Raw genomic sequence first — 17,551 nt, forward strand, 5'->3', positions numbered from 1 at the left:
CGGCACGGGCGGCGCGGTCCTTGAGCCCTCCCGGCGGCGGTAACCTGGGGATCGCCGATCCCCCTCTCGAAGGAGCGCCGCGCATGGGCCGCGTCGTCATCGACGTCATGCCGAAACCCGAGATCCTCGACCCGCAGGGGAAGGCCGTCGTCGGCGCCCTCCCGCGCCTGGGGTTCGATCTCTTCACCAGCGTCCGCCAGGGCAAGCGCTTCGAGCTGGAGGTCGAGGGGGACGTCACCCCCGAGGTCCTCGCCCAGGCGCGCCAGGCCGCCGAGAAGCTGCTGTCCAACCCCGTGATCGAGGACGTCGTGAGCGTCCGCGAGGCGAGCGCGGCCGAGGCCCGGGCGTGAAGGTCGGGGTCGTCACCTTCCCCGGGTCCCTCGACGACGGCGACGCCCGCCGCGCGGTGACCCTCGCCGGTGGCGAGGCCGTCGCGCTGTGGCACGCCGACGCCGACCTCCGGGGCGTCGACGCCGTCGTGCTGCCCGGCGGCTTCTCCTACGGCGACTACCTGCGCTGCGGCGCCATCGCCCGGTTCGCGCCCGTCATGACCGAGGTCGTGCGCGCCGCCGGGGGCGGGATGCCCGTCCTGGGCATCTGCAACGGCTTCCAGGTGCTGTGCGAGTCGCACCTGCTGCCCGGCGCCCTGGTCCGCAACGACCACCAGAAGTTCCTGTGCACCGACCAGCGCCTGCGCGTGGAGTCGGCCGCCACCGCCTGGACCTCCTCGTTCACCGAGGGGCAGGAGATCACCGTCCCGCTGAAGAACGGCGAGGGCGGGTTCGTCGCCGACGAGGCCACCCTGGACCGCCTCGAGGGCGAGGGCCGCGTGGTCTTCCGCTACCTGGGCGGCAACCCGAACGGGTCCCTGCGCGACATCGCCGGGATCAGCAACGACCGCGGCAACGTGGTGGGGCTCATGCCGCACCCCGAGCACGCCGTGGAGGAGGTCTTCGGACCCGGGCTGGACGGCCTGGGCCTGTTCACGTCCGTGCTGACGGCCGGGCTGGAGGCCATCGCGTGAGCACCCTCGACACCGTCACCCGCGCCGCGCAGACCCCCGACCACCCGCAGCCGTGGTCGGAGCTGGGCCTGAAGGCCGACGAGTACCAGCGGATCCGCGAGATCCTCGACCGCCGCCCCACGGGCGCGGAGCTGGCCATGTACTCGGTCATGTGGAGCGAGCACTGCTCCTACAAGAGCTCCAAGGTGCACCTGCGGACCTTCGGCGACCACGTCACCGAGGCCATGAAGGAGCACCTCATGGTCGGCATCGGGGAGAACGCCGGGGTCGTCGACATCGGCCAGGGCTGGGCGGTGACCTTCAAGGTCGAGTCCCACAACCACCCCAGCTACATCGAGCCCTACCAGGGCGCGGCCACCGGCGTCGGCGGGATCATCCGCGACATCATGGCCATGGGCGCCCGCCCGATCGCCGTCATGGACTCCCTGCGGTTCGGCGCGATCGACCACCCCGACACCGCGCGCGTCGTGCCCGGGGTCGTCTCCGGCGTCGGCGGGTACGGCAACTGCATCGGGCTGCCCAACATCGGCGGCGAGGTCGTCTTCGACCCCACCTACCAGGGCAACCCGCTCGTCAACGCCCTGTGCGTGGGCGCCATGAAGCACGAGGACCTGCACCTGGCGAACGCCCGCGGCGCGGGCAACCTCGTCGTCCTGTTCGGCGCCCGCACCGGCGGCGACGGCATCGGCGGCGTCTCGGTGCTGGCCAGCGAGACGTTCGACGCGACCGGCCCCTCGAAGCGGCCGGCGGTGCAGGTGGGGGACCCGTTCCAGGAGAAGGTGCTCATCGAGTGCTGCCTGGAGCTGTTCCACGCGGGCCTGGTCGAGGGCATCCAGGACCTCGGCGGCGCCGGGCTGTCCTGCGCCACCAGCGAGCTGGCCTCCGCCGGGGACGGCGGGATGCTCATCCACCTCGACCGCGTCCCGCTGCGCGACCCCTCGCTCTCGCCCGAGGAGATCCTCATGAGCGAGTCGCAGGAACGCATGATGGCGATCGTCACCCCCGCCAACGTCGACGCCTTCCTCGCGGTCACCGCGAAGTGGGACGTCGAGACCGCGGTCCTCGGGGAGGTCACCGACGGCGACCACCTCGTCGTGCAGTGGCACGGCGAGACCGTCGTGGACGTCCCGCCGCGCACCGTCGCCCACGACGGCCCGGTGTACCAGCGCCCGTACGCCCGGCCCGCCTCGCAGGACGCCCTGCAGGCGGACGTCCCGGACTCCCTGCCGCGCCCGTCGACCGACGAGGAGCTGCGGGCGACGCTGCTGCGGATGGCCGGGTCGCCGAACCTGTCCTCGCGGGCCTGGGTCACCGACCAGTACGACCGGTACGTCCTGGGCGGCACCGCGCTGGCCACCCCCGACGACGCCGGGGTCGTGCGCGTCGACGAGGAGACCAACCTCGGCGTCGCGCTGTCCCTGGACGGCAACGGCCGGTTCGCCCGGCTCGACCCCCGCACCGGCGCCGCGCTGGCGCTGGCCGAGGCGTACCGCAACGTCGCCGCGGCGGGCGCGAAGCCGCTGGCCGTCACCGACTGCCTGAACTTCGGCTCCCCCGAGGACCCCGGCGTCATGTGGCAGTTCGCCGAGGCCGTGCAGGGCCTGGCCCTGGCCTGCGAGGAGCTCGGGGTCCCCGTCACCGGCGGGAACGTGTCGCTGTACAACCAGACCGGCGACGAGGGGCTGGACTCGGCGATCCTGCCGACGCCCGTCATCGGGGTCCTCGGCGTCCTGGACGACGTCCGCCGCCGCACCCCCTCGGGGTGGCGGGAGTCGGGGCAGAACGTCTACCTGCTGGGCACCACGCGCGGGGAGTTCGGCGGGTCGGAGTGGGCCTGGGCCGAGCACGGCCACCTCGGCGGGCTGCCGCCGGTGCTGGACCTCGCGCACGAGAAGCTGCTGGCCGACGTGCTCGTGCAGTGCTCGCGCGACGGCCTGGTCGACGCCGCGCACGACCTGTCCGACGGCGGCCTCGCGCAGGCCCTCGTCGAGTCGGTGCTGCGCTACGGCGTCGGGGCGCGGGTGTGGCTGGACGAGCTGTGCGAGCGCGACGGGATCGACGCGTTCACGGCGCTGTTCTCCGAGTCCGCCGGCCGGGCGATCGTGTCCGTGCCGCGTGAGGAGGAGGTGCGGTTCACCGACATGTGCACCGCGCGCGGCCTGGCGCACCTGCGCATCGGCGTGACCGACGCCGAGCCCGGCGTCCTGGACGTCCAGGGCCGCTTCCAGGTGCCGGTGGCCGAGCTGCGCGCGACGCACACCGCGACGCTGCCGGCGCACTTCGGCTGAGCACACCCGTCCCCGGAGGGCCGGTCCGCGCTGCGGGCCGGCCCTCCGTCGTCCCCGCGCCGGCAGGGGTGGTCGGGGCGCCCGATCCACGACAGGGTGGGCGCCGTGCCGAGGGTCGAGATCGCCGTCACCGACGTCGCCGGGGTCCGCGTCGCGCGGGCCGCGGGGGCGCACCGCGTGGAGCTGTGCGTCGCGCTGGAGGTCGGCGGGCTCACCCCGTCGGTCGGCCTCGTGGAGCGGGCCGTGGAGGCGGCCGGTCCCGTCGGGGTGCACGTGCTGCTGCGCCCGCGGCCGGGGGACTTCCAGCACGACGCCGACGAGTTCGCCGTCGTCCTGCGCGACGGCTGGGCCTCCCTGGACGCGGGCGCGGCCGGGCTGGTCGTGGGCCCGGTGCGCCCCGACGGCCGGCTCGACGTCGACGCGCTGCTGCGGTTGCGCGAGCTGGCCGGCGACGCCGAGCTGACGGTGCACCGCGCCTTCGACGTCCACCCCGACGTCGAGCGGGGGGTGCAGGACCTCCTGACCGCGGGCGTCGACCGCGTCCTGACGTCCGGCGGCGCCGCCTGCGCCCACGACGGGACCGCCCGCATCGCCCGGACCGTCGCGGCCGCCGCCGGCCGGGTCGCCGTCACGGCCGGCGGTGGCGTGCGCCCCGAGCGGATCGGCGAGCTGGTCGCGGCGACGGGGGCCGACGACGTCCACCTGTCGGCCCGCCGCCCGGCCGCCCCCGACGAGGGGTTCGGCGCCCGGTCCGTCGTGGACCCCGACGTGGTCCGCGCGGCGGTCCGCGCGGCCGGGGCGGCGGTGCCGGCGTGAACCCGCGGATGCACGACGACGAGGTCGAGGTGCCGCAGGCGCTGGTCGCCGAGCTCGTGCGCACCCGGTTCCCGGACTGGGCCGGGCTGCGGCTGACGGCGCTGCGCGGCACGGGCACGGTGAACGCGGTGTTCCGGCTCGGCGAGGACCTCCTGGTCCGGCTGCCGCGCCGCCCCGGCGAGGCCGCGCGGCTGCCCGCGGAGCTGGCGGCCACCCGGGAGCTGTTCGGCCGCACCCGGTTCCCCACGCCGGAGGTCGTGGCGGTGGGTGAGCCCGCGGCGGGGTACCCGTTCGGCTGGAGCGTCCTGCGGTGGATCCCCGGCACGCCCGCCGACGAGGTCGACACCGCCGGTGCGCAGGACCTGGCGACCGACCTCGCCGAGTTCGTCCGCGGGGTCCGCGACCTGTCGCTGCACGGGCGCCGGTTCTCCGGCGACGGCCGCGGCGGCGACCTGCACCGGCACGACGGGTGGGTGCGGGAGTGCCTCGCGCGCAGCGGGGACCTCCTCGACGTCCCCGCGCTGCGCGCCCTGTGGGAGCGCTGCCTGAGGCTGCCGCACGTGTCGGCGGACGTCGTGACGCACGGCGACCTCGTCCCGGGGAACGTGCTCGTCGGTGGCGGGCGGCTGGCGGGGGTCCTCGACGTCGGCGGCCTGGGGCCGGCCGACCCCGCCCTGGACCTCATCGCGGGGTGGCACCTGTTCGAGGGCCCGGCGCGGGAGCGGTTCCGGGCCGGGTGCGGCGGCCGGGACCTGGACTGGGTCCGGGGCCAGGCGTGGGCGTTCGTGCAGGCGGTCGGGCTGGTCCGGTACTACGCCCGCACGAACCCGGCGATGAGCTCAGTCGGCGCGCGCACGCTCGGCCGGGTCCTCGCCGACCCGCTGGTGTGACCGCTCGCGGGTGGTGACGAGCGCGACGACGACGGCGACGTCCACGACCACGGCCAGCAGGGCCGGGCCGCCGTCGACGACCCGGTCGGTCACGTCCACCCGCGGCGCCCCCACGTGGTCGGCCCGCTGCCGCGCGGCGGGACCGGTGACCAGGGCCCACCCGGCGACCGCGGTGGTCAGGGCCGTCCACAGGGCGCACCCGGCGGCCAGGGTGCCCAGGACGAGGCGGGGGCGCCCGCTCCCGCGGGCCAGCCACGCGGGCCGCCCCGAGACGACGACCGCGGCCAGGGCGAGCAGGGCGGCCGCGGTGGTGACGGCGGGGGGAGTGAGCTGCGTCAGGAGCGTCACGACCTCCCACCGGTCGGCGAAGGGGCGCCCGGACTCGCGGGCCCACAGCCCGCCGTTGACGGACGCCTGCACACCGTCGTCGGTCAGCACGTGCACCACGGTGACCGCGGACAGCGCCACGGGCGCGGCGGCGGCGGCGACCAGCGCACCGAACACCCACGACCACCGGTCGGCCCGCGGGCCGTCGCTCACGGCTCCGGGCGGCGGTACCACGCGTACTCCTCCTCGCTGGGGCGCGGCAGCTCCTCCGGCCCGGGGTCCGGCGCGGGCTCGGACGCGGGTGCGGGTTCGGGCTCCGGTTCGGGCTCGGGCTCGGGGTCCGGCGGTGGGGCGGCGCGCGGCGCGGGGGCCGCCGGGCCCAGCAGGACGACGGCGGCGACGACGGCGAACGCGGCGCACGCGAGGGCGGTCGCCACCGGCGTCGCGAAGGCCACGAACTGCGAGGGCCAGCCCGCGCCGTACCCGGTCTGCTCCTGCCGGGTCGACAGCACGAGGGTGGTGGCCTGGGCGGTGGCGGCGAGCGCGCAGCCGGCGCCGGTGGCGGCGGCCACGGCCCGCAGCGGCCGCGCCAGCCGCCAGCGGCCGCGGCCGGCGAGGTGCAGGCCGGCGAGCGCGGCGGTCGCGGCGGTGGCGGCGAGCAGGGGCCGGTCGAGCACGACGAGCCCGCTCAGCACGGCCCAGCGGTCCCAGAAGCCGATGTCGGGGGCGAGGGTCGGGGTGCCGTCCTCGGCGTACCCGGTCAGGTAGGGGTCGTCGACGGCGCCGGTCAGGACGCGGGCGGCGACGACGGCGACCAGCACCGGCTGGGCGAGGGCCACGACGGCGAGCACCCACGCGGCCGCGGCGAGCGGGCGGGGCAGGGGCCCGGCGCGCTCCGGGTCCTCCGGCGGGTCCTCCTGCGGGGCCGGGGCCGGTGGCGTCGCGCCGTGCGGGGGGTCGACCACGCCACCACCCTAGGAGGGCCCGGGCGCCGGGAGGTGGACTTCCCCGGCGCCCGGCGCCTCCGTCGGGCCCGCCCCGTCTCAGCCGGCCGAGGCGAGGAACTCGGCGAGGGCCCCCACGACGAGCGCGTGGTCGTCGGCCTGGGGCAGGCCCGAGACGGCGACGGCGCCGACCACCCCGACGCCGCGGACGCGGAGGGGAAAGGCCCCGCCGTGCGCGGCGAACGTCCCGGGGTCGAGCTGGGAGGCGGCGTCGACGTCTCCGCCCGCCAGCCGCCGGCGCGTCCCGGCCAGGTACGAGGAGCACCCGAACTGGTCGACGACGTTCATCTTGCGCCGCAGCCAGTCGTCGTGGTCGGCCACCGACCCGGGCAGCGCGGCGTGGAACAGCCGCTGGCCGTTGCGGCGGATGGCGACCGCGACGGGCAGGCCGGCGGCGCGGGCGCGCTCGACGAGCAGGCCGCCGAGCCGCCAGGCGTCGTCCTCGTCGAAGCGGTCGAGCACGAGGCGCTCCTCGTCGGCGGTCAGCCGGGCCAGCAGCTCGACGTCGGTCTCGGGGGTGCTCACGGGGACTCCTGGGGTCGGGGGCGGGGGAGGGGCCGGGGCGATCCTCTCGCGTCCCCGGCCCGGACGGGGCGGGGGTCCGGGCTGCGCGGTCCCGCAGCGTGGCGGACACTCGACGGTGAGGTGACCGAGGGCTCCCTGAGGTGCCTTTGTCTTGACATCTTGACGATTACCGACCTACCGTCCCCCGGTGTCGTCACCGCCGGTGCCGCGGTGACCGCCGAGCCCGCCCGGACGGTGAGCTCGAGCGCGAGACCCAGCGCCAGGACGAAGGAGTTCTCTTGTCGACCACCCAGGGCCAGTCGGATCCCGTCGGTGGGGGCGTGCGCCACGCGCTGCCGCCGCTGACGGCCGGACCGCACGCCAAACGCCTCGGCACCGTCGCCCTGGTCGCCACCTTCGGCGGTCTGCTCTTCGGGTACGACACCAGCGTCATCAACGGCGCCCTCGAGCCGATGGTCGTCGAGCTCGGCCTCACGACGCTCACCGAGGGCGTCGTGACCAGCTCGCTGCTGTTCGGCGCCGCCGTCGGCGCCATCTCCGGCGGCCGGCTCTCCGACGCCTGGGGGCGTCGCAAGGCCATCCTGCTGATGGCGGTGTTCTTCTTCGTCGGCGCCCTCGTCTGCGTGTTCGCCCCCAACTTCGAGGTCATGGTCGTCGGGCGGGTGCTGCTGGGCCTGGCCGTCGGTGCGGCCTCGACCGTCGTCCCGGTGTTCCTGGCCGAGCTGGCGCCGTACGAGATCCGCGGCTCCCTCTCGGGCCGCAACGAGATGATGATCGTCGTCGGCCAGCTCGCCGCCTTCGTCGTCAACGCGATCGTCGGCAACGTCTGGGGCGAGTACGGCGGCGTCTGGCGCATCATGCTGGCGGTCGTCACGCTGCCGGCGGTCGCGCTGTTCGTCGGCATGCTGCGCGTGCCGGAGTCGCCGCGCTGGCTGATCGACCGCGGCCAGTACGACGAGGCCGTCGAGGTCCTCAAGCAGGTCCGCTCGCCCGAGCGCGCCGAGGCCGAGGCCCGCCAGATCGCCGACCTCACCTACGAGGAGTCCAAGCGGGAGAACCTCGACTGGCGCAGCATCCTGTCGAACCGCTGGCTGCGCCGGATCCTGCTGGTCGGCATCGGCCTCGGCGTCGCGCAGCAGCTCACCGGGATCAACTCGATCATGTACTACGGCCAGGTCATCCTGAAGGAGGCCGGCTTCGCCGACGGCACGGCCCTCGTCGTGAACATCGCCCCCGGGGTCATCGCGGTGATCGGCGCCTTCATCGCGCTGCGCATGATGGACAGCTTCAGCCGGCGCAAGACCTTCATCATCGGCTTCACCCTGACGACGGTCTGCCACCTGCTCATCGGCCTCGGCTCGCTGCTGCTGCCCGTCGGCAACCCGCTGCGGCCGTGGGTGATCCTCTTCCTCGTCGTCGCGTTCGTCGGCTCCATGCAGACGTTCCTGAACGTCGCGGTCTGGGTCACCCTCGCCGAGATCTTCCCGCTGAAGATGCGCGCGTTCGGCATGGGCGCCTCGGTGTTCGTGCTGTGGCTGACCAACGCCTTCCTCGGCCTGTACTTCCCGACCCTGGTGGACGCCCTGGGCATCACCGGCTGCTTCTTCGGGTTCGCCGTGGTCAACCTGCTGGCGCTCGCCTTCGTCAAGAGCCAGGTCCCCGAGACCCGCGGGCGCACCCTGGAGGAGCTCGAGGAGGCCGTCACCACCGGCCGCATCTACGACAAGGCCGTGCGCGACTTCGCCTGAGGGCGCTCCGCGCGCACGCGGCCCCGGGGACCGGAGTCCCCGGGGCCGCGTGCGTGAGCGGGCCGGGCTCAGCGGTCGACGAGGGTGACCTCGAAGGCGTAGCGGCTGGCGCGGTAGACGTGCCGGCCGTACTCCACGACGCGGCCGGAGTCGTCGTGCGTCGTGCGTTCCATGGTCAGCAGCGGGGAGCCGCGGCGCTCGTCGAGCAGGGAGCACTCCTCGCTGCTGCCGCGGCGGGCGCCGATCCGCTGGCGGGCCACGCGCATGCCGACGCCCCGGCTGCGCAGCAGCTGGTACATGCCGCGCTCGGTCAGGGCCTCGACGGAGAGGTCGGTGAAGGGCGCGGGCAGCCAGTTCTCCAGGACCGCCAGCGGCTCGCCGCCGGACATCCGCAGGCGGCGGATGTGCAGCAGCGGGGTGCCCGGGCTGACGGCCAGGCTGCCGGCGACGTCGTCGTCGGCGCCGCTCATCTCGTGCAGCAGGACCTGCGTCGAGGGCTGCTGCCCGGACTGCACGAGGTCGTCGTGCAGGCTCGTCAGCTCCACCGGCCGGGTGACCTGGCCGTGGACGACCTGGGTGCCGACCCCGCGCTTGCGCACGAGCAGCCCCTTGTCGACGAGCTGCTGGATCGCCCGGCGCATCGTGGGCCGGGACAGCCCCAGCTGGTCGGCGAGGTGGATCTCGTTGTCCAGGCGCGAGCCCGGGGGCAGCCGGCCACCCTCGATGGCCTGCTCGATCTGCCGCGCCACCTGGAAGTACAGCGGGACGGGGCTCGAGCGGTCGAGGTCGACGAACAGATCGCTCACCACTGGTTGCTCCTGAGTCGTGGGGGGCGCGCCCGCAACGTCGCCGACGGCCGTCCGCACATGGTAACGGTCCCGAGGTCCGTACGTCAGGAGGTGTGTTTGTCAGGACAAAGCTTGACAGAAGGACCTCTCACGGAGCACGCTCGACCCTGCCACCGCGCCGCTGCGGCCCGGGACGGCAGAGGGCAACCGGACTGGGAGGACTCCTCGTGAGCGAAGGCGTGAGCAACTCGGCCGCGCTGGACGTCGTGACCATGGGCAGGGTCGGCGTCGACATCTACCCGTTGCAGGACAACGTGGGCCTGGAGGACGTCGAGACCTTCGGGAAGTACCTCGGGGGCAGCGCGACGAACGTCGCGGTCGCCGCCGCCCGGCACGGGCGCTCCTCGGCCGTCATCACCCGCACCGGCCGCGACGCCTTCGGCACGTTCATCCACAAGGCCCTGGCCGAGTTCGGCGTGTCCGACCGGTTCGTGACCGCGGTGGAGGACCTGAACACCCCGCTGGCGTTCTGCGAGATCTACCCGCCGGACAACTTCCCGCTGCTGTTCTACCGCCAGCCCACCGCGCCGGACCTGCAGATCAGGGCCGAGGAGCTCGACCTCGACGCGATCCGCGACGCGGGCGTGTTCTGGGCGACCGTCACGGGGCTGTCGGAGGAACCCAGCCGCGGGGCGCACTTCGCCGCGTGGCGGGCCCGCGCGCGCAAGCCGTTCACGGTGCTCGACCTCGACTACCGCGAGATGTTCTGGGCCTCCCCGGAGCTGGCGACCGAGCAGGTCCGCGCGGCCCTGCCGCACGTCACCGTCGCGGTCGGCAACAAGGAGGAGTGCGAGGTCGCCGTCGGCGAGACCGAGCCCCGCCGGGCCGCCGAGGCGCTGCTGGACGCCGGGGTCGAGATCGCCATCGTCAAGCAGGGGCCCCGCGGCGTCCTCGGGGCGACCCGGACCGCCGACGGCACGACGGGGTTCGTCGAGGTCCCCCCGACCCCGGTCTCCGTGATCAACGGGCTGGGGGCCGGCGACAGCTTCGGCGGCGCCCTGGTCCACGGGCTGCTCTCGGGCTGGGAGCTCGAGCGCACCCTGCGCTTCGCCAACGCCGCCGGCGCGATCGTGGCCACCCGCCGCGAGTGCTCCACCGCCATGCCGTTCACCGCCGAGGTGGAGGCCCTGCTCGAGGAGGTCGCTGCCCGTGCCTGACACCACCCCAGCGTTCGCGAAGGACTACGCCGAGGTCGCCGAGATCCGCGCCCGCCACCCCGAGCGCATCGCCGAGCTGTCCCGGGCCCGCCGCCGCCGCCCGCTGCTGGAGGCCGACGGCCGGCTCATGGTCATCGCGGCCGACCACCCCGCCCGCGGGGCCAACGGCGTCGGCTCGAACCCGATGGCGATGGCCGACCGCACCGAGCTGCTCGACCGCCTCCGGGTGGCCCTGGCGGTCCCCGGCGTCGACGGCCTGCTCGGCTCGGCCGACATCATCGAGGACCTCACGCTCCTGGGGGCGCTGGAGGGCAAGGTCGTCTTCGGCTCCATGAACCGCGGCGGCCTGCAGGGCGCCACGTTCGAGCTCGACGACCGCTTCACCGGGTACGACGCGCAGGCGATCGAGGACATGAACCTCGACGGCGGCAAGTTCCTCACCCGCATCGCGCTGGACTCCGAGGGCACCCTGCCGACGCTGACGGCCTCGGCCGACGCGATCAGCGACCTGGCCGCGCGGAGGCTCGTCGCGATGATCGAGCCGTTCTGGTCCTCCGTCCGCGACGGCAAGGTCGTCCACGACCTGACCGCCGAGGGCGTCATCAAGTCCATCAACGTCGCGCAGGCGCTGGGCCGCACCACGGCCTACACCTGGCTGAAGATCCCCGTGGTGGACGACATGGAACGCGTCATGGACACCACGACGTTCCCGACGCTGCTGCTCGGCGGGGACCCCGCGACCTCCCCGGAGGAGACGTTCGCCACCTGGCGCAAGGCGCTCGCCCTGCCCTCGGTGCGGGGCCTGACCGTCGGGCGGACGCTGCTCTACCCGCCGGACGGCGACGTCGAGTCCGCCGTGAAGACCGCCGTCTCGCTCGTCCGCTGAGGAGCCCGCAGTGACCGACCCGAACCTGTACGTCCCCGCCGGTTCCGCCGCGGCGGACGGTTTCGACCTGGTCGTCACGCCGGAGTCCGCCGGCTGGGGGTTCTCCAGCCTGCGGACCCTGACGCTGGCCCCCGGTGCCTCGCACACGTTCCCCACCGGTGAGGACGAGCTCCTCGTCCTGCCGCTGTCGGGTTCGGCGTCGGTCACCGTCGAGGGCGAGACGATCGAGCTCACCGGTCGCACCGGCGTCTTCGACGGCGTGAGCGACTTCGCGTACGTCGGCCGCGACAGCGAGCTGACGGTCCACAGTGCCGCAGGCGGCGTGTTCTCGTTCCCGGGCGCACGGGCGACGCGCCGCCTGCCCTTCCGGTACGGCCCCGCCTCGGGCGTGCCCGTCGAGCTGCGCGGGGCCGGCCAGGCCAGCCGCCAGGTCAACAACTTCGCCACCCCGGCGGTGTTCGAGACCGACAAGCTCATCGCCTGCGAGGTCATCACCCCCGGCGGGAACTGGTCCTCCTACCCGCCGCACCGGCACGACCGGTCCAGCGACGTGGAGAGCGAGCTGGAGGAGATCTACTACTACGAGTTCCGGGCGCTGGCCCCCGAGGGCGTCCCGACGGTCCCCGGCGGGCTGGGGCTGCAGCAGGCCTACGGCGACGACGAGCGCCCGCTGGAGGTCCTGGAGGAGGTGCACGGCGGGGACGTCGTGCTGCTCCCGCACGGCTGGCACGGCCCCTCGGTCGCGTCCCCGGCCTACGACATGTACTACCTCAACGTCATGGCCGGTCCCGAGGCCGAACGCGCCTGGAAGATCTGCGACGACCCGGCCCACGGCTGGGTCCGGTCGACCTGGGAGGGGCAGGCCGTCGACCCGCGGCTGCCCTTCTACTCCACCCCCGACACCGACGTCCGCGCCGAGAACTGAGAGAGACCGATGAGCGCAGTACCCCCGAACCCGGCCGTGCAGACGGTGCGGCTGACGGTCTCGCAGGCCGTCGTGCGTTTCCTCCAGGCGCAGTTCAGCGAACGCGACGGCGTCCGCCGGCAGTTCTTCGGCGGGGTGTTCGGCATCTTCGGGCACGGCAACGTGGCCGGGGTCGGGCAGGCCCTGCTGGAGGCCGAGGAGGGTGCGCTCGGCGACGGCTGGGTGCCCCCGGCGCAGGTCCCGTACATCACGGGGCGCAACGAGCAGTCGATGGTGCACGCGGCCGTCGGGTACGCCCGCCAGCAGGACCGCCTGCAGACGCTCGCGGTGACCGCCTCGGTCGGCCCGGGCTCGTCGAACATGCTGACCGGCGCGGCGCTGGCCACCATCAACCGCATCCCGGTGCTGCTGCTGCCCAGCGACGTCTTCGCCACCCGCGTCGCCTCCCCGGTGCTGCAGGAGCTGGAGCAGCCCCACGGGTACGACGTGACGGTGAACGACGCGTTCCGCCCGTTGTCGAAGTTCTTCGACCGCGTGTGGCGCCCGGAGCAGCTGGTCTCGGCCCTGCTGGGGGCGATGCGCGTGCTGACCGACCCCGCCGAGACCGGCGCGGCGACCGTCTGCCTGCCCGAGGACCTGCAGGCCGAGGCGTGGGACTTCCCCGTCGACCTGTTCAGGGAGCGCACCTGGCGCATCGCGCGCCCGGTGCCGGAGCAGGTCGCGATCGAGGAGGCCGCCGCGGTCATCCGGTCCGCGAAGGCCCCGCTCGTCGTGGCCGGCGGCGGTGTCGTGTACTCGCAGGCCACCGAGGCGCTCAAGGCGTTCGTCGAGGCGACGGGCATCCCGGTCGGGCAGTCCCAGGCCGGCAAGGGCGCCATCCGCTACGACCACCCGCTGTCCCTGGGGGCCATCGGCTCCACGGGCACGACGGCGGCGAACGAGATCGCGGCCGAGGCCGACGTCGTCATCGGCATCGGCACCCGGTACTCGGACTTCACGACCGGTTCGCGCACCGCGTTCCAGAACCCGGACGTGCGGTTCGTCAACGTCAACGTGGCCTCGCTCGACGCCGTGAAGCACGCCGGGGTCCCCGTGCAGGGCGACGCCCGCACCGCCCTGGAGCTGCTGACGAGCGCCCTGGAGGGCTTCTCCACCCCCGACGCCTACCGGGAGCGGGCCGCCCGCCTGAACCGCGAGTGGGACGCCGTCGTGGAGGAGTTCTACGGCTCGGGCATCGGCGAGCGCACGGGGCTGCTGGCCCAGGCCGAGGTCATCGGCGCCATCGACGAGGTCGTGTCCGACCGCGACGTCGTGGTGTGCGCGGCGGGGTCGCTGCCCGGGGACCTGCACTGCATGTGGCGCAGCCGCGACCCGAAGCAGTACCACGTGGAGTACGGCTACTCCTGCATGGGTTACGAGATCCCCGGCGGCATCGGGGTGGCGCTGGCCGCCCCGGACCGCGACGTGTTCATCACGGTCGGGGACGGCTCGTACCTGATGTCCCCGACGGAGCTCGTGACGGCCGTCCAGGAGGGCGTGAAGGTCATCGTGGTGCTGCTGCAGAACCACGGCTTCGCCTCCATCGGCGCCCTGTCGGAGCAGCACGGTTCGCAGCGCTACGGGACGAAGTACCGCAAGCGCTCGGCGTCGGGCCGGCTCGACGGCGACAAGCTGCCGGTGGACCTGGCGGCGAACGCCGAGAGCATGGGGGTCCGGACGCTGCGCCCGACGAACCGCAAGGAGCTCGTGGAGGCGCTGCACGACGCCAAGGCGTCCACCGAGTCGACCGTCGTGCACGTCGAGACCGACCTGTACTCCGAGGCGCCCGACGGCGGCGGCTGGTGGGACGTGCCGGTCTCGGAGGTCTCGCACCTGGAGTCCACCCGCACCGCGCGCACCTGGTACGAGGGCAAGAAGGCCGCGCAGCGGCCGCTGATCTGACCCGAGAGGACCGCGACCTCCCCGGAGCACGCCGGCCGGGGAGGTCGCCTCGCGTTCTGCGGCAACGGTTCGGTCACGGACCACCGCCGGATGCCGACACCCCCGGTGCCCGTTACCGTTCACGGGTGCCCGCACGGCACCCCCGCGCGCTTGATGCGCCTGGGAGGTGAGTATGTAACGACAATCGCTTGACAGCCTGCGGCTGTTCGCGCGACAGTTCCTGCAGTCGCACTCCCCGCCGGGGAACCTGCGACGCACGACGACGTGGAGGAAAGTTCCCCATGGGCCGCTCCATCACCATCGGCACCGCCCCCGACTCCTGGGGCGTCTGGTTCGCCGACGACGAGCTCCAGACCCCCGCATCCCGCTTCCTCGACGAGGTCGTCGAAGCCGGCTACGAGTGGATCGAGCTCGGCCCCTACGGCTACCTGCCGACCGACCCGGCGGAGCTGTCCGACGCGCTGGCCGCGCGCGAGCTCAAGGTGTCCGCCGGCACGATCTTCGCCGCCCTGCACCGCCCCGACCACTACGCCGAGGCGTGGGCGCAGGTCGAGCAGGTCGCCAAGCTGACCCAGGCCATGGGCGGCACCCACCTGGTCGTCATCCCCGGCCAGTGGCGCAGCGACAAGACCGGCGAGCAGATCGAGCCGCGCGACCTCGACGACGAGTCGTGGGCCCGCCTGGCCGAGGGCATGAACCGCCTGGGCCGCGACGTCAAGAACGGCTACGGCCTGCAGGTGGCGGTCCACTCGCACGCCGACACCCACATCGACACCCAGGACCAGGTCGAGCGCTTCCTGGGGATGACCGACGCCGACCCGGTCAAGCTCTGCCTCGACACCGGTCACGTGTCGTACTCCGGCGGGGACAACCTGGCGCTCATCGAGAACTTCCCCGACCGCATCGCCTACGTCCACCTCAAGCAGGTCGACCCGGCGATCGTGGCGAAGGTGAAGGAGCAGGACCTGCCCTTCGGCGAGGCCGTCAAGCTCGGCGCGATGGTCGAGCCCCCGCAGGGGATCCCGGCCATGCCGCCGATCCTGGAGGCCCTGGAGGGCCTGGGCCGCGACATCTTCGCGATCGTCGAGCAGGACCTGTACCCGGTCGCGTTCGACAAGCCGCTGCCGATCGCGACCCGCACCCGCACCTACCTCAACTCCTGCCGCTAAGCCCGCCGGTTCGGCTCGGCACCCCAGAGAGGACGGATCGATGGAGATTCGCACGGACGCGGGCGGGGCCCCCAGCCCCACCCCGGCCCCGACGACGCACGCGGGCGGCAGGGCCACCTCGGCCGACGACCGCGTGCAGCGCCGCTCACCGCTGGCCAGCCTGCTCTCGCGCCCGGAGATCGGGTCGCTGATCGGGGCCATCGCGCTGCTGGTGCTGTTCCTGGTGGTGGCCCCGACCCTGCGGTCGGGGGCGTCGCTGTTCACGGTGCTGTACTCGTCGTCGACCATCGGCATCATGGCGGTGTCGGTGGCCCTGCTGATGATCGGCGGCGAGTTCGACCTGTCGGCCGGCGTGGCGGTGACCACGGCGTCGCTGACGGCGTCGATGGTGGCCTACCAGCTCCACCTGAACGTGTGGGTGGGCGTGCTCGCGGCGCTGGTGCTGGCGCTGGCGGTGGGGCTGTTCAACGGCTGGCTGCTGGTGCGGACGGGGTTGCCGTCGTTCATCATCACGCTCGGGTCGTTCTTCATGCTGACGGGCCTGAACCTGGGCGTCACGAAGGTGATCACCGGCGGGGTGTCCTCGCCGACCATCAGCGACATGGACGGGTTCGCCTCGGCGAAGGCCTTCTTCAACTACACGCTGCCGATCGGCAACGGGCTGCGGGTGCCGATCCTGTTCTGGCTGGTGCTGGTGGTCGTGGCGACGTGGATCCTGCTGAGGACGAGGATCGGCAACTGGATCTTCGCGGCCGGGGGCGACCCGGCGGCGGCCCGGGCGGTCGGGGTCCCGGTCAAGGCCACGAAGATCGGGCTGTTCATGGCGGTGGGCTTCACCGCGTGGCTGCTCGGGATGCACAACCTGTTCGCCTACTCCAACGCCCAGTCCGGCAACGGCGTCGGCAACGAGCTGTACTACATCATCGCGGCGGTCGTGGGCGGGTGCCTGATGACCGGCGGGTACGGATCGGCGATCGGCGCGGCGATCGGTGCGCTGATCTACGGGGTCGTCACGAACGGCATCGTGTACGCCGGCTGGCAGGCGGACTGGAACCGGCTGTTCCTGGGCGCGATGCTCGTCATCGCGACCGTCGTCAACCTCGTCGTGAAGAACCAGGCGGCCAAGCGATGACCCCGAACGCGTCCACGCTCTCCCCGAACACCGAGATCCTGTCCCTGCGCGACGTCGGCAAGCGCTACGGCAACGTGCACGCCCTGCGCGGGGTGTCCCTGTCGGTGAGGCAGGGTGAGATCACCTGCGTGCTCGGCGACAACGGCGCCGGCAAGTCGACGCTCATCAAGATCATCGCCGGGTTGCACGCCCACACCGACGGGACCCTGGTCGTCAACGGCGAGGAGGTGACGTTCACCTCCCCGCGCGAGTCGCTGGACCGGGGCATCGCCACCGTCTACCAGGACCTCGCCCTGGTGCCGCTGATGTCGATCTGGCGCAACTTCTTCCTGGGCCAGGAGCTCCGCAAGGGCTGGGGCCCGTTCGCCCACCTGGACGTGAAGCGGATGATGCAGATCACCGGCGAGGAGCTCACCAAGATGGGGATCTCCGTGCCGGACCTCGACCGCCCGGTCGGGGCCCTGTCCGGCGGCCAGCGCCAGTGCATCGCGATCGCCCGGGCCATCTACTTCGGCGCGAAGGTGCTGATCCTGGACGAGCCGACGGCGGCCCTGGGGGTCAAGCAGTCCGGCGTGGTGCTGAAGTACGTGGCCAAGGCCCGCGACGCGGGGCTGGGCGTCATCTTCATCACCCACAACCCGCACCACGCCTACCTGGTGGGCAACCACTTCGTGATCCTCAACCGCGGGAACGTGTCCCTGGACTCCTCCCGTGCTGACATCACCCTCGACCGTCTCACCAACGAGATGGCCGGCGGCGCGGAGCTCGAGGCGCTGAGCCACGAGCTGTCCGCCGTCACGGCAGCGACCGACGCCAACTGAGAACAGGAGCGACCGCCCCCTCATGAGCACCACGAGCACCACGCCCAGCC

At 73.5% G+C, this 17,551-nt stretch carries 17 protein-coding genes; 13 read left to right on the plus strand and 4 right to left on the minus strand.

The features are described 5' to 3' along the window. Nucleotides 1-83 precede the first annotated feature (83 nt). The 5 genes from purS (at nucleotide 84) to ACRYM6_RS17020 (ending at nucleotide 5,018) form a co-directional block, all read left to right on the plus strand. Nucleotides 84-350, plus strand: a complete 267-nt coding sequence (gene purS / locus ACRYM6_RS17000; protein ID WP_432544068.1) for a phosphoribosylformylglycinamidine synthase subunit PurS — start codon at nucleotides 84-86, stop codon at nucleotides 348-350. Then, on the plus strand, nucleotides 347-1,024 hold the full coding sequence (gene purQ, locus ACRYM6_RS17005; RefSeq protein ID WP_432544069.1) for a phosphoribosylformylglycinamidine synthase subunit PurQ: 678 nt from the start codon (nucleotides 347-349) through the stop codon (nucleotides 1,022-1,024). The genes purS and purQ overlap by 4 nt, the downstream gene beginning before the upstream one ends. Further along, complete coding sequence (purL, locus tag ACRYM6_RS17010; protein ID WP_432544070.1) at nucleotides 1,021-3,312, plus strand: phosphoribosylformylglycinamidine synthase subunit PurL; 2,292 nt, start codon at nucleotides 1,021-1,023, stop codon at nucleotides 3,310-3,312. Before purQ ends, purL begins: the two co-directional genes overlap by 4 nt. 105 nt (nucleotides 3,313-3,417) lie before the next feature. Then, entirely contained in the window at nucleotides 3,418-4,128 is a 711-nt protein-coding gene (locus ACRYM6_RS17015) for a copper homeostasis protein CutC (RefSeq protein ID WP_432544071.1), read from the plus strand. Then, nucleotides 4,125-5,018 carry an aminoglycoside phosphotransferase family protein gene (locus ACRYM6_RS17020; RefSeq protein ID WP_432544072.1) on the plus strand — a complete coding sequence of 298 codons (894 nt, stop codon included), beginning with the start codon at nucleotides 4,125-4,127 and terminating at the stop codon, nucleotides 5,016-5,018. The genes ACRYM6_RS17015 and ACRYM6_RS17020 overlap by 4 nt, the downstream gene beginning before the upstream one ends. Here the strand turns inward: ACRYM6_RS17020 and ACRYM6_RS17025 are convergent. The 3 genes from ACRYM6_RS17025 to ACRYM6_RS17035 all read right to left on the minus strand — a co-directional run bounded on the left by ACRYM6_RS17025 (nucleotide 4,968) and on the right by ACRYM6_RS17035 (nucleotide 6,874). After that, entirely contained in the window at nucleotides 4,968-5,579 is a 612-nt protein-coding gene (locus ACRYM6_RS17025) for a hypothetical protein (protein WP_432544073.1), read from the minus strand. The two genes, ACRYM6_RS17020 and ACRYM6_RS17025, sit on opposite strands and share 51 nt — an antisense overlap. After that, nucleotides 5,555-6,310, minus strand: a complete 756-nt coding sequence (locus tag ACRYM6_RS17030) for a hypothetical protein (protein WP_432544074.1) — start codon at nucleotides 6,308-6,310, stop codon at nucleotides 5,555-5,557. Before ACRYM6_RS17030 ends, ACRYM6_RS17025 begins: the two co-directional genes overlap by 25 nt. A gap of 78 nt (nucleotides 6,311-6,388) precedes the next feature. Beyond that, nucleotides 6,389-6,874, minus strand: coding sequence for a heme-degrading domain-containing protein (locus ACRYM6_RS17035; RefSeq protein WP_432544075.1), 486 nt, complete (start codon nucleotides 6,872-6,874; stop codon nucleotides 6,389-6,391). Between the two features lie 278 nt (nucleotides 6,875-7,152). On the opposite strand from ACRYM6_RS17035, the gene ACRYM6_RS17040 reads away from it, so the two are divergent. Next, nucleotides 7,153-8,622: a sugar porter family MFS transporter gene (locus ACRYM6_RS17040; RefSeq protein WP_432544076.1), complete on the plus strand. Its 1,470-nt coding sequence runs from the start codon at nucleotides 7,153-7,155 to the stop codon at nucleotides 8,620-8,622. A gap of 68 nt (nucleotides 8,623-8,690) precedes the next feature. Here ACRYM6_RS17040 and ACRYM6_RS17045 read toward each other — a convergent pair whose 3' ends face one another. Continuing rightward, nucleotides 8,691-9,428 (minus strand): GntR family transcriptional regulator, encoded by a 738-nt coding sequence (locus ACRYM6_RS17045; RefSeq protein ID WP_432512192.1) that lies wholly within the window; start codon nucleotides 9,426-9,428, stop codon nucleotides 8,691-8,693. Nucleotides 9,429-9,682: 254 nt separating this feature from the next. Here ACRYM6_RS17045 and iolC point away from each other — a divergent pair, with 254 nt between their 5' ends. From iolC to ACRYM6_RS17080, 7 genes are all read left to right on the plus strand, one after another. Then, nucleotides 9,683-10,627, plus strand: a complete 945-nt coding sequence (gene iolC, locus ACRYM6_RS17050; RefSeq protein WP_432544107.1) for a 5-dehydro-2-deoxygluconokinase — start codon at nucleotides 9,683-9,685, stop codon at nucleotides 10,625-10,627. Then, nucleotides 10,620-11,513, plus strand: coding sequence for a Cgl0159 family (beta/alpha)8-fold protein (locus tag ACRYM6_RS17055; protein WP_432544077.1), 894 nt, complete (start codon nucleotides 10,620-10,622; stop codon nucleotides 11,511-11,513). The genes iolC and ACRYM6_RS17055 overlap by 8 nt, the downstream gene beginning before the upstream one ends. Before the next feature lie 10 nt (nucleotides 11,514-11,523). After that, entirely contained in the window at nucleotides 11,524-12,438 is a 915-nt protein-coding gene (iolB, locus tag ACRYM6_RS17060) for a 5-deoxy-glucuronate isomerase (RefSeq protein ID WP_432544078.1), read from the plus strand. 9 nt (nucleotides 12,439-12,447) lie between these two features. Continuing rightward, nucleotides 12,448-14,379: a 3D-(3,5/4)-trihydroxycyclohexane-1,2-dione acylhydrolase (decyclizing) gene (iolD, locus tag ACRYM6_RS17065; RefSeq protein ID WP_432544079.1), complete on the plus strand. Its 1,932-nt coding sequence runs from the start codon at nucleotides 12,448-12,450 to the stop codon at nucleotides 14,377-14,379. Between the two features lie 281 nt (nucleotides 14,380-14,660). After that, on the plus strand, nucleotides 14,661-15,548 hold the full coding sequence (locus ACRYM6_RS17070; RefSeq protein WP_432544080.1) for a TIM barrel protein: 888 nt from the start codon (nucleotides 14,661-14,663) through the stop codon (nucleotides 15,546-15,548). Between the two features lie 40 nt (nucleotides 15,549-15,588). Beyond that, nucleotides 15,589-16,680 carry an ABC transporter permease gene (locus tag ACRYM6_RS17075; RefSeq protein WP_432544081.1) on the plus strand — a complete coding sequence of 364 codons (1,092 nt, stop codon included), beginning with the start codon at nucleotides 15,589-15,591 and terminating at the stop codon, nucleotides 16,678-16,680. Beyond that, a complete protein-coding gene (locus ACRYM6_RS17080; RefSeq protein WP_432544082.1) occupies nucleotides 16,677-17,501 on the plus strand; it encodes an ATP-binding cassette domain-containing protein in 825 nt (274 codons plus the stop codon). Before ACRYM6_RS17075 ends, ACRYM6_RS17080 begins: the two co-directional genes overlap by 4 nt. Nucleotides 17,502-17,551: the final 50 nt, after the last annotated feature.

The sequence above is a fragment of the Kineococcus rugosus genome (genome assembly GCF_050871975.1).
Lineage (GTDB): Bacteria > Actinomycetota > Actinomycetes > Actinomycetales > Kineococcaceae > Kineococcus.